The sequence below is a fragment of the Dactylosporangium sp. CA-092794 genome (assembly GCF_050948465.1).
Taxonomy (GTDB): Bacteria; Actinomycetota; Actinomycetes; order Mycobacteriales; family Micromonosporaceae; genus Dactylosporangium.
Genome location: NZ_CP192044.1, coordinates 12,405,932 through 12,418,204, shown reverse-complemented (window position 1 = coordinate 12,418,204; position 12,273 = coordinate 12,405,932). Strand labels below are relative to the sequence as shown.

General features: G+C 71.7%; 8 protein-coding genes. All 8 read left to right on the top strand.

All coding sequences use genetic code 11. The features are described from left to right. Nucleotides 1-16: 16 nt before the first annotated feature. Entirely contained in the window at nt 17-466 is a 450-nt protein-coding gene (locus ACQPXD_RS53845; RefSeq protein ID WP_432832576.1) for a MarR family winged helix-turn-helix transcriptional regulator, read from the top strand. 82 nt (nt 467-548) lie between these two features. Then, complete coding sequence (pulA, locus tag ACQPXD_RS53840; protein WP_432832575.1) at nt 549-6,293, top strand: pullulanase-type alpha-1,6-glucosidase; 5,745 nt, start codon at nt 549-551, stop codon at nt 6,291-6,293. Nucleotides 6,294-6,332: 39 nt separating this feature from the next. Beyond that, complete coding sequence (locus ACQPXD_RS53835) at nt 6,333-6,560, top strand: hypothetical protein (RefSeq protein ID WP_432832573.1); 228 nt, start codon at nt 6,333-6,335, stop codon at nt 6,558-6,560. A 67-nt stretch (nt 6,561-6,627) separates the two neighbouring features. After that, a complete protein-coding gene (locus ACQPXD_RS53830) occupies nt 6,628-7,044 on the top strand; it encodes an LPXTG cell wall anchor domain-containing protein (RefSeq protein ID WP_432832571.1) in 417 nt (138 codons plus the stop codon). Between the two features lie 315 nt (nt 7,045-7,359). After that, nucleotides 7,360-9,843 (top strand): sensor histidine kinase, encoded by a 2,484-nt coding sequence (locus ACQPXD_RS53825; RefSeq protein ID WP_432832569.1) that lies wholly within the window; start codon nt 7,360-7,362, stop codon nt 9,841-9,843. Further along, nucleotides 9,840-10,253, top strand: coding sequence for a roadblock/LC7 domain-containing protein (locus ACQPXD_RS53820; RefSeq protein WP_432832568.1), 414 nt, complete (start codon nt 9,840-9,842; stop codon nt 10,251-10,253). The genes ACQPXD_RS53825 and ACQPXD_RS53820 overlap by 4 nt, the downstream gene beginning before the upstream one ends. An 8-nt stretch (nt 10,254-10,261) precedes the next feature. Further along, the gene (locus ACQPXD_RS53815; protein WP_432832566.1) at nt 10,262-11,230 is read left to right on the top strand and encodes a TAXI family TRAP transporter solute-binding subunit; all 969 of its coding nucleotides are present in this window, start codon (nt 10,262-10,264) and stop codon (nt 11,228-11,230) included. A 69-nt stretch (nt 11,231-11,299) separates the two neighbouring features. Continuing rightward, nucleotides 11,300-12,256: a threonine ammonia-lyase gene (locus ACQPXD_RS53810; RefSeq protein ID WP_432832564.1), complete on the top strand. Its 957-nt coding sequence runs from the start codon at nt 11,300-11,302 to the stop codon at nt 12,254-12,256. Nucleotides 12,257-12,273: the final 17 nt, after the last annotated feature.

The window sequence follows — 12,273 nt, the reverse complement described above, 5'->3', positions numbered from 1 at the left end:
ATGCAAAAATATGCGTATGACCCGCTGGCTCGATGACGAAGAGCAGGAGGCCTGGCGCGCCTTCTACGGCACGGTCACGTTGCTCATCGACCGGCTCGACCGGGAGTTGCAGCACGACGCCGGGATGCCGCACGCGTACTACGAGATCCTCGTCGTGCTCTCCGAGGCGCCGCAGCGGTCGCTGCGCATGAGCGAGCTGGCGCTGCTCACCCGGTCCTCGCGCAGCCGGCTCTCGCATGCGGTCACGAAGCTCGAGGCGCACGGCTGGGTGAAGCGGCGGGACTGCGACGACGACAAGCGCGGGCAGTTCGCCGATCTCACCGATCAAGGGTTCGCGGCGCTGGTCGCGGCCGCGCCGGGGCACGTCGAGACGGTTCGGCGGCACCTGTTCGACGCGCTGGCGCCGGAGCAGATCGAACAATTGCAGCAAATCAGCCAGGCGATAGCCGAAACGCTGAAGACATAGCAGCGAACGGTAGAAGTCAAGCCTTGTAAAGATCTTTGCCGGTCGATACGGTGGCCCACCTCGCCAGAGAGGAAGGCCCGCCATGCCCTCCGTCACATCAGTCTCGCCGGCAAAGATCGCGCTCGCCGTTCTGACCGCATTTGCGGTGGTCGCCGCGGTGCCGGGGGACAACCCGCGGACGCCTGACGCGCCGCAGCGGCCCACCGGTTACACCGAGGGCGTGCCCGAGTGGGCGAATGAGCCGTCGATCGCGAGCCTGCTCGACGCGCAGCGGCCACAGCACGCCGAGCAGTTCTACTTCGTGCTCGCCGACCGGTTCGCTGACGGCGATCCGGCGAACAACAAGGGCGGCCTGGGCGGTGACCGGCTGAGCACCGGCTACGACCCGACGGACAAAGGGTTCTACCACGGCGGGGACCTCAAAGGAGTGATCGACAAGCTCGATTACATCCAGGGACTGGGCACGACCGCGATCTGGCTGGCGCCGGTGTTCAAGAACCGGCCGGTGCAGGGCAGCGGCGCCGACGTCTCGGCCGGCTACCACGGCTACTGGATCACCGACTTCACCCAGATCGATCCGCATTTCGGCACCAAGGACGATCTCAAACGGCTGACCAAGCTGGCCCACCAGCGCGGCATCAAGATCTACCTCGACGTCATCACGAACCACACCGCGGACGTCATCCGGTATGCGCAGGGTCAGTACTCGTACCGCAGCAAGACGGATTACCCCTACAAAGATGCCGCCGGCAACAAGTTCGACGACCGCAACTACGCCGACGGCACGCACGGCTTCCCGCCGGTCAACGCGCAGTCCTTCCCGTATACGCCGGTCCTCGAAAGCGAGGCCGACAAGAGCGTCAAGAAACCGGCCTGGCTCAACGATCCGATGATGTACCACAACCGCGGCGACTCGACGTTCACCGGCGAGAACGCGGAGTACGGCGATTTCTTCGGCCTCGACGACCTGTTCACCGAGCGGCCCGAGGTCGTCAAGGGCATGACGAAGATCTACCAGGACTGGGTGCGCGACAGCGGCATCGACGGCTACCGCATCGACACGGCCAAGCACGTCGACATGCAGTTCTGGCCCCAGTTCACGCAGGGCGTGCTGAATGCGGCCAAGGACGCCGACAAGCCCGACTTCTTCATGTTCGGCGAGGTGTACGACGCGAATCCCGCCTTCGACTCGACCTACGTGCGCAAGGGGCGCCTGCCGGCCACCCTGGACTTCCCGTTCCAGCAGGCGGCGGCGGACTTCGTGGCGCGGGGCGGCTCGGGCCAGGAACTCGCCGACACGTTCGCCCAGGACGACCTCTACACCTCCGCCGGCACCAGCGCGCAGTACCTGCCGACGTTTCTGGGCAACCACGACATGGGCCGTATCGGCTACTTCGTGGCCAACGGCGGCACCGACCCGGCCACCCACCTGCGCCGCGACGAGCTCGGCCACGAGCTGATGTTCCTGACCCGGGGCCAGCCGGTCGTCTACTCCGGCGACGAGCAGGGCTTCACCGGCGCCGGCGGCGACAAGGACGCCCGGCAGGACATGTTCGCCAGCCGCACCGCCGACTACCTGGACGACGACCTGCTCGGCACCGACACGACCCACGCCACCTCGCACTACGACCCGAACCACCCCATCTACCGCACGATCGCCAGCCTCGCGCGCCTGCGCGAGGACAACCCGGCGCTGCGGCAGGGCGTGCAATTGACGCGGTACGCCGACCAGAGCGTCTTCGCCTTCTCCCGCATCGACCCGCAGCAGCGCGTCGAATACGTCGTGGCCAGCAACAACGGCCCGGGCACGCGGACGGTCACGATCCCGACGGCGATGGCGACCACCACGTTCGACCAGATCTACCCGGCGGCGGGGCCGATCGCCGCGACCGCCGGCGACGGTTCGCTGCAGGTGAGCATCCCGCCGCTGACCACGCTGGTGTTCAAGGCGCGGGGCGCCATCAAGCGGGCGGCCGCCCGCCCGTCGATCGCGCTGCAGGTCGACCCGGCACCGGCCACGGCCGCCACCGTGCACGCCACGGTCACCGGCGACCCGCTGGCCGCGGTCACGTTCGCGGCCCGGGTCGGTGACGGCCCGTGGAAGCTGCTCGGCACCGATCGCGCCGCGCCCTACGCCGCCACGCACGACCTCGACGGGCTGGCCGCCGGCACGAAGCTCGAGTACAAGGCGGTGGTCCGGGACGGCTCAGGTCGTACCGCCGAAGCGAAGATCGAAACGAAGGTCGGCACGCCGCCGAGCGCCGCGTCGGCCGACTACGCGATCGTGCACTACCAGCGCCCGGCCGGCGACTACACCGGCTGGGGCCTGTATGCGTGGGGCGACATCCAGGATCCCATGACCTGGCCCGCGGGCGCGCCGTTTGCCGGGGAGGACTCGTATGGCCGCTTCGCATGGGTCAAGCTGAAGCCGGGCGCGACGAACGTAGGCTTCCTGGTGGTCGACTCGGGCGGCGTGAAGGACGTCCAGGCGGATCGCTCGCTCGACCCGACGAAACATCCGGAGATCTGGCTCAAGCAAGGAGATGCGACCATCTACACCTCCCAGGCGGCCGCCACCGGCAGTGTTTCGATCCACTATGGACGGTCCGACGGCGACTACACCGGTTGGGGCCTGCACCTCTGGGGCGACGGTCTGGCCCCGGGTACGGCGACCGACTGGGCGAGCCCCCGCCCGCCCGACGGCACCGACGCGTTCGGCGCCTACTGGCACGTGCCGGTCGCCGACCCGGGCAAGCCGGTGAACTTCATCGTGCACAAGGGCGATACCAAGGACCCGGGCCCGGACCAGTCGGTGCTGCCGGCCATGCAGGGCGAGGCGTGGATCCGCTCCGGGGAGGCGACCGTGCATCCGACCCGCGCCGCGGCCGAGCACACCGCCGTGCTGCACTACCGGCGGCCGGCCGGCGACTACGACGGCTGGGGCCTGCACGTGTGGAACGGCGCCGCGACCGCCACGGACTGGGGCAGCCCGCTGCCGCCGTCGGGCACCGACGCCTTCGGCGTGACGTTCACCGTGCCGCTGGCCGACAACGCGCCGCTGCTCAACTACATCGTGCACAAGGGCGACACCAAGGACCTGCCGGCCGACCAGACGCTCGACCTGGTCACCGTCGGGCACGAGGTGTGGATCCTGTCGGGGCAGGAGAAGTACCTGCTGCCGATCCCGGCGCAGGGCACGCCCGACACCGACGCGACCAGGCAGAAGGCGGTATGGATCGACGGCGGCACGCTGGCCTGGCGGGCCGGGCCGACCGACGGGCACACCTATGAGCTGTGGTCCGCGCCGGGCGGCGGCCTCACCGTCGTCGACGGCCAGATCGTGGGCAACGGCACGAAGCTCGCGATGAGCGCCGTGCCGGGCAACCTGACCGAGGCGCAGCGGGCGAAGTTCCCGCATTTGTGGGCGTACCAAACCTTCCACATCGACGGCGACCGGGCGGCGCTGACCGCGGCCCTGCGCGGGCAGGTCGTGGCCGTGGAGCGCGACGCCGCCGGGCAGGTCACCGAGGCGACCGGCGTGCAGGTGGCCGGGGCCCTCGACGACCTCTACGGCGCCGCGGTGAGCGCGAAGCTCGGTCCCACGTTCGACGGGCAGCGCCCCACGATCGCGGTCTGGGCCCCCACCGCCCAGAACGTGGCCCTGGAGCTCTACCGGGATGTCGCGAAAAGTCCGGACCTCGTGGCCATGCGCCGGGATGACCGCACCGGCGTCTGGAGCGTCACCGGCGACAAGGGCTGGAAGAACGCCTACTACAAGCTCCGCGTGACCGCCTATCAGCCCGCCGTGCGCGCCGTCGTCACGGCCAGCGTCACCGACCCCTACAGCGTGTCGCTGTCCGCCAACGGCACGCACAGCCAGATCGCCGACCTGGGCGATCCGGCGCTGCGCCCGGCGGGCTGGAGTGACCTGCGCAAACCGCCGGCGCCGGCGCGGCCGCAGATCCAGGAGCTGTCGGTGCGCGACTTCTCCATCGCCGACACCACGGTGCCGGCCGCTCAGCGGGGCACCTACCTGGCCTTCACCCAGGCGAACTCGGCCGGCATGCGGCACCTGCGGCAGCTGGCCCAGGCCGGCACGTCGTACGTGCACCTGCTGCCGGTGTTCGACATCGCCACCATCCCCGAGGTGCGCGCCGACCAGGCGCAGCCGCCGTGCGACCTGGCCGCGCTGCCGCCGGACTCGCCGCAGCAGCAGGCCTGCGTCGCGCAGGTGGCCGACCGGGACGGCTACAACTGGGGGTACGACCCCTTCCACTACAACGCGCCGGAGGGTTCCTACGCGACCGATCCGCAGGGCACCCCGCGGATCACGCAGTTCCGGCAGATGGTCGCCGGGCTCAACACCGCCGGCCTGCGGGTCGTGATGGACGTCGTCTACAACCACACCACCGCGGCCGGCACCGATCAGTACTCCGTGCTCGACCAGATCGTGCCGGGCTACTACCAGCGCCTGCTCGACGACGGCACCGTGGCCAACTCCACCTGCTGCGCCAACACCGCGCCCGAGAACGCGATGATGGGCAAGCTGGTCGTCGACTCGATCGTGCAGTGGGCCAAGCAGTACAAGGTCGACGGTTTCCGCTTCGACCTGATGGGCCACCACCCGAAGGCCAACATCCTGGCCGTGCGGGCGGCGCTGGACCAGCTCACCGTGGCCAAGGACGGCGTCGACGGCAAGAAGATCCTGCTGTACGGCGAAGGCTGGAACTTCGGCGAGGTGGCCGGCGACGCCCGGTTCGTGCAGGCCACGCAGGCCAACATGGCCGGCACCGGGGTCGCGACGTTCAACGACCGGCTCCGCGACGCCGTCCGCGGCGGCGGCCCGTTCGACGGCAACCCGCGCGTGCAGGGCTTCGGCACCGGCCTCTACACCGACCCCAACGGCGACCCGGTCAACGGCAGCCCCGCCGAGCAGCGCACCCGGCTGCTGCACTACCAGGACCTGATCCAGGTGGGGCTGACCGGCAACCTGGCCGCCTACGAGTTCACCGACTCGGCCGGGCACCGGGTCACCGGCGCGCAGGTGGACTACAACGGCTCGCCGGCCGGCTACACGAGCTCGCCGAGCGAGGCGGTGACCTACGTCGACGCGCACGACAACGAGATCCTGTACGACGCGATGGCCTACAAGCTGCCCGCCGCCACGACCGCCGAGCAGCGGGCCCGGCTGCAGGTGGTGGCGCTGTCCACGACGGTGTTCGGGCAGGGCACCGGGTTCGTCACCGCGGGCTCGGACCGGCTGCGGTCCAAGTCGCTGGACCGCAACTCGTTCAACTCCGGCGACTGGTTCAACCAGATCCGCTGGGACTGCGCCGGCGGCAACGGCTTCGGGGCCGGGCTGCCGCCGGCCGCCGACAACCAGGACAAGTGGCAGTACGCGCAGCCGCTGCTGGCCGATGCGGCGCTGGTGCCCGGCTGCGACGCGATCGGTCTGGCCGCGGCCCGCTTCCAGGAACTGCTGCGCATCCGGGCCGGCTCGCCGGTGTTCGCCCTGGACACCGCCGCGCAGGTCCAGCAGCGGCTGAGCTTCCCGCTGTCGGGCCCGCAGGCCACCCCGGGCGTCATCACCATGGTGCTGGACGCGCGCGGGTTGGACGCGCGCTGGCGGTCGGTGGTGGTCGTGTTCAACGCGGGTGCCACGCCCGCCACGCAGACGCTGGACGCCTACCGCGGGGCGCGGGTGGCGCTGCACCCGGTCCAGGCCGAGTCCGTGGACCCGGTTGCCCGGCAGTCCACATTCGACGGTACACACGGATCGTTCACCGTTCCGGCACGCACCGTAGCGGTGTTTGTTCAGGCGGCGTAGCAGGCATGGAGGCGCCGAAGGTGGGGTAACCACCATCGCATGAGTCGATACCGCAACCGCGTCCTGAAGGCGACGGCCGCCATGTGGCTGCTCGTCCTGCTGGTCGACGCCGGCTGGGTGGCGACCTCGCGCGCCGCCCTGACCGCCGCCACGGTCCTGGCCGTCTGTGTGGTCATCTCCGCCGCGCTGTTCGGCAAGTTCGTGCAGAACCTGCCCGCGCGGGAGCCGGCCCCGGTCCGCGTCCGCGGTAACGACCGGCGCCGCTAAGCGGGAAAGGTTGCCTTAACCCCGGCAAAAGGCTCAACCCGGTCCCGGCGCTGCCGTTGGGACCGGCGTGAAGCCGCTGCTGATCGCGCTGCTGATCGGCGGCCTGACCCCCGGCGTCGTGCCGGGCCCGACGCCGCCGCCCGGCCCGCCGCTGCCCGGGCCGCCGCCCATCCTCGAGCCGGCCGGGCCGTCGGCGGTGCCGCCCGGGCCCACGGCGCCCGGGACGATTCCGCCGCTCGTGACGCTGCGCGAGCCATCGGCGCCGTCCGGGCGCCCGCCGTCCTCCGCCGCCGTACCGACGGCCGCGGGATCGCCGGCCGGGTCCCCGGCGGCGTCGGCGCCCGCGCCGAGCGAGCCCGCGGCGAGCCCGGTTCCGGCCGCAGCGTCACCGCGCGACTCCTCCCCGTGGATCGTGCTCGGCGTGGTTGTCCTGTTGGCCGGGGTGGTCACGTGGTTCGTACGGCGACGCCGGCGTCACGCCTAGTCAGAACGACTCGGCCGTTCGGCTAAGGACCCTTTAGGGAACCGACCTCTTCCAGTAGCGTGCCTGATCGTGTTCCGTAGTGGATCCGGCATCTGACGACCCGGCATTTGGAGCGCTCGCACGAGCACGCTCCGTGTCGGAGGCGCTACTTTTAGGAGGCCAGGCGTGGCAGGCAGCGGCCCCTCCCGCGCCCCGGTACCGCGGCACGGCTTGAACGCCGCCGCCGGCGCCCGACCGCGCCGTACGGCCGGCACCGATACGTCGGTCGCCGGGCACCGTCGCGGTGGCGGCCCCCGGCCGAGCCGCCTGCGCTCGGTGCGCACCCAGCTGCTGGCGCCGATCGTCGTCGCGATGATCGGCCTCGTCGTGCTCAGTACCGTCCAGGCGGCCACGGCGGTCGCCGCGGCCCGCGATGCCGGGCACGCCCGCACGCTGAGCGTCACCGCCGGCAGCGCCGTGCTCTTCGTGCACGAGCTGGAGCGCGAGCTCGCCGAGACCGCGGCCGCCGGCCAGCCGCGCCCCGGCAAGGCCGTCTCCCCGCTCGTCACCGCGCAGCGCGTGCGCACCGACGGGGCCGCGACCCAGTTCTTCGCCGACGCCACCAAGGCCGTCGACGCCGCGCCCGCGCTGGCCACGGCCGTGCGGGTGGCGGGCGACAACTACGGGCAGCTCGGCTTCACCCGGGCCTCCGTCGACAACGGCACCGCCACGATGGTGCTGGTCACCGACGTCGTCTACGGCGGCCTCTCCGACGCGCTGCTCGCCGTCGCCGACGCCGTGCCCGGCCAGATCGAGGACATCGCGCTGGCCAACGCGGCCCGGGCGCTGGCCGCCACCGCCGCCATCGAGCACTACGCGGCCGTCGAGCGCGACCTGCTGCGCACTGTCTTCAACCGCGGTGGCCTGCAGCCCGGCGACCTGGGCAGCCTCTCGCAGGTCGAGGGCGCGCGGGCGCAGCGGGAGGCGGAGTTCCGCCGGGTCGCCACCGCCGAGCAGCTCGACCTCTACACCTCGCAGGTGCGCGGCCTCGACGTCGACACCGCCGACAGCATGGCCGCCGGCGTGCGCAACGCCGAGCGCGACCCGAGCGGTGTGCCGGCCGACGCCGACAAGTGGTTCTCGGCGCAGAGCGGCGTGATCCGCCGGATCAACATCGTCAGCGTCGACCTCGCCGACGACCTCGACGCCCGCGCCGAGCAGACCGCCGTCAACGCGGCCCGCGTGGCCTGGGCGACCGGCCTCGGCACGGCGCTGCTCGGCCTGGCCGCGCTGGCCATCGCCGTCCTGCTCGCGGTGCGCACCGCCCGCCGGCTCAACCTGCTGCGCGGCGCGGCCCTGCAGGTGGCCCGCCGCGACCTGCCCGACGCCATCGGCTCCGTCACCGCCGGCGCGGCCGCGCCCGCCCCGTCGCTCATGGAGGGCGGGCAGACCGCGGCCGAGGTCACCCGCGGCATCGCCGCCCTCAACGACGAGATCGGTCAGGTGGCCGAGGCGTTCGGCACGGTGCACCGCACCGCGCTGCGCCTGGCCGGCGAGCAGGCCGAGCTGCGCGTCGACGTGGCGCGCATGGCCGAGGTTCTGGCCCGCCGCATCCGTACCCTGATCACCCGCCAGCTGCGGCTGCTCGACGAGTTCGAGCGCGACGAGACCGACCCGGACATGCTGGCCCGGCTCTTCGCCCTCGACCACCTGGCCGCGCGCCTGCGCCGCAACGGGGAGAACCTGCTGGTCCTCTCCGGTGGCGAGCCCGGCCGCCCGCAGACCAAGGCCGTCGGGCTCAGCGCCGTCATCTCGGCCTCCGCGTCGGAGATCGAGGAGTTCACCCGGGTCGAGTTCCAGCCCGCCGAGCTGGCCATCGCCGGCCCGGTCGTCGGTGACCTCGTGCACCTGCTCGCCGAGCTGCTGGAGAACGCCACCGCGTTCTCGCCGCCGACCGAGCCCGTCCTCGTCGACGCCCGGGCGACCTCCGACGGCGCGATGATCCGCGTGCACGACCGCGGCATCGGCATCATCCCGGCCCGCCTCGCCGAGATCAACTCGCGGCTCGCCCTGCCCAGCGTGCTGAGCAGCGCCGCGGCCGGCACGATGGGCCTGCACGTGGTCTCCCACCTCGCGGCCCGGCACGGCATCCGGGTGCAGCTGCAGTCCAGCACCGGCGGCACGATCGCCTACGTGGCGCTGCCGCACCGGCTGCTGGAGCAGATCAGCGCCCTGCCGGCGGGCCGCGCCGCGCCGACCGAGACCATCCCCGCCGTCGTGGTGCCGGCCCGCCCGGTGCAGGTGCCCTCGACCGTCGGCGCCCCGCTCGGCCGCCCCACGCCGATCGTGCCGCAGCAACGCCGGCCGCAGCCGGCCGCGGCGCCGATGGCGGCGGCCGCGCCCTGGTTCCGCCCCTATCTCAGCAGCACCGGCGGGTCGACCCAACCCGCCGCGTCCCAACCGGCTCAGCCATTCGGCAACACACCGCCGCGTGGTGTAGCTCAGGTGCACGCCGACCGGCCCGCGCCGCCGCAGTACAGCGCACAGCCCACCTGGGGATCCCCCGGCACGTGGCCGCCACGGCCCGGGAGCCCGTCCAGTGCCGGAGGTGGCTCGATGTCGGATCAGGATCAGGACAATCTTCCTCGCCGTCGTCCCGGCGCACAGCTCGTGCCGGAAACCACCGAACCTCGCGCCGAGTCCCGTGGTGCCGTGGTCGACCCGGAGCAGATCCGCTCCCGGCTGGCCGCGTTCGCCGAGGGGGTCTCGGCGGCCGCACGACGAACAACCAGCACAGCCCCAGGACAAGAGGAATCATGATGTCTCAGCAACCCCACGGCGCCGGGCAGCTCGACTGGCTGATGGTGAGCTTCGCGCGGCAGGTGCCCGACGTCGCACACGCCATCACGGTGTCGGGCGACGGGCTGCGCCTGGCCGCCTCGGCCGACCTGCCCATCGACCAGGCCGATCACCTCGCGGCGGTGATCAGCGGTTTGGCCAGCCTGGTCTTCGGAGCCGCCCGGGTCATGCAGGCCGGCAACGTGCGGCAGACGATCGTGGACATGGACGGCGGCGTCATGATCGTCATGGCGGTCGGCGACCGGGCGTTGCTGGGTGTTCTCGCCGCGCCGGGCTGCGACCTCGGTCAGGTCGGCTACGAGACCGCGATGCTGGTCCACCGGGTCGCCGACGCCCTCGACCCGCTTCCACGCGACGCCCTGTCCAGGTGAGGGTCCGTTTGAAGATCAAACAGATCGCGTTGGTACTCGTGGCGACGCTCCTCGTCGCCGGATGTGCCGACCTTCCCCAGCGCACGGGCGCGGGGCTTTGGCACGGCGGCCGGCTGTTCATCGCCACCGGCAACTCCACCGGCGTGTACTACTCGATCGGCGGCGGCTACGCCGACCTGATCTCCAAGCACGTGCCCGGCTACGAGGCGCGCGCCGAGCCGACCGGCGCCTCCGGGGAGAACATCCAGCGGGTGTCGACCGGCGACATGGACATCGCCCTGACCCTGGCCGACGTCGCCGCCGACGCCTACTCCGGCAAGGGCGCCTTCGAGGGCCAGCCGCAGAAGATCGTCGCGCTGGCCCGGGTGTACAAGAGCTATGTCCAGCTCGTCGTGCGCCGCTCCGCGAACATCACCAAGTTCTCCGACCTGCACGGCAAGCGGGTCTCCACCGGCTCCGCCGGCTCGGGCGCCGACATCGTCGCCGGCCGGATCCTCTTCGCCGGCGGCCTCAACCCCGACACCGACATCGTCCGGCAGCGCCTGTCGCTGCCGGAGACCACCAAGGGCATGCAGAACGGCACCACCGACGCGTTCTTCTTCATCGGCGGCCTGCCCACGCCGGGCATCACCGACCTGTTCGCCGCCGCGCCCAACGCCTATCAGATCCTCCCGCTCAGCGCGCAGCTGCAGCCGTTGACGTACCGCTACGGGCCGGTCTACGGCAGCGCGAAAATCCCGCAGGCGACGTACAACACCCCCGGCGACGTCGACACCATCGTCATCCCCAACTTCATCGTCGTATCGCCCGACATGCCCGAGCAACTCGCCCACGACCTCACCAAGGTCCTGTTCGAGTACCAGACGGAGCTGAGCCGCGTCCATCCCGAGGGCGGCAATTACGACAAAGGCAACGCCCCGCAGACCGATCCGGTCCCGCTGCATCCGGGCGCGGCCCGGTATTACAGCAGTGGATAGCGTTATGGATCTCTCATTCCGCGTCCGCGACCAGGGTGAATCCGGCCGGGTGATGTCAGGATTGGCGACGTGACCGCCACCCAGCAAAACCTCGTTCACCTGGACGACATCCGCGACGCGGCCGCCCGCGTCTCCGGTCTCGTGGTGCGCACTCCGCTGCTACCCAGCCCCTGGGCCGAGGAGCTGTGGCTCAAACCCGAGAGCCTGCAGCCGATCGGCGCGTTCAAGCTCCGCGGCGCCACCAACGCCTTGCACCGCCTCGACCTGGAGCGCCGCCGCGCGGGCGTGGTGACGCACTCGTCGGGCAACCACGGCCAGGCCCTGGCCTATGCGGGCCGCGCCCTCGGCGTGCCCGTCACGGTCGTCATGCCCGACGTCTCCACGCCGCTGAAGATCGAGGCGACCCGCGGCTACGGCGCCGAGGTCATCCTCGTGTCGCAGGCCGAGCGCGAGGCGGCGGCCGACCGCCTGGTCGCGGAGCGCGGGCTGACCCTCATTCCGCCGTACGACCACCCGGACATCATCGCCGGCCAGGGCACCATCGGCCTGGAGATCTTCGAGGACCTCTCCAGCGTCGACGTGGTCGTCGTCCCGGTCGGCGGCGGGGGCCTCTCCTCGGGCGTCGCGACGGCGATCAAGTCCCTGGCGCCGCACGTCGCCGTGATCGGCGTGGAGCCGGCCGTGGCCGCCGACGCGGCGGAGAGCCTGGCCGCGGGCATGGTCCGGGTCTGGCCGGTGGAGCGCACGCTGAGCACCGTGGCCGACGGGCTGCGCACGTCGCTGTCCGAGCTCACGCTGGCCCACCTGTCGACCTACCTGGATGCCATCGTCACGGTGTCCGAGGAGGAGATCCTGGACACGGTGCGCACGCTGGCGCGCAAGGCCCGGCTGATCGCGGAGCCCAGCGGTGCGGTGGCTACGGCGGCGGTACTCCACCGTCGCGACGAACTCCCCGCGGGCCGGACGGTGGCCGTGGTCAGCGGCGGCAACATCGCTCCGGAGCTTGCCGCCCGCCTATTCTCGTGAGATTTAGTCCGTTTTGC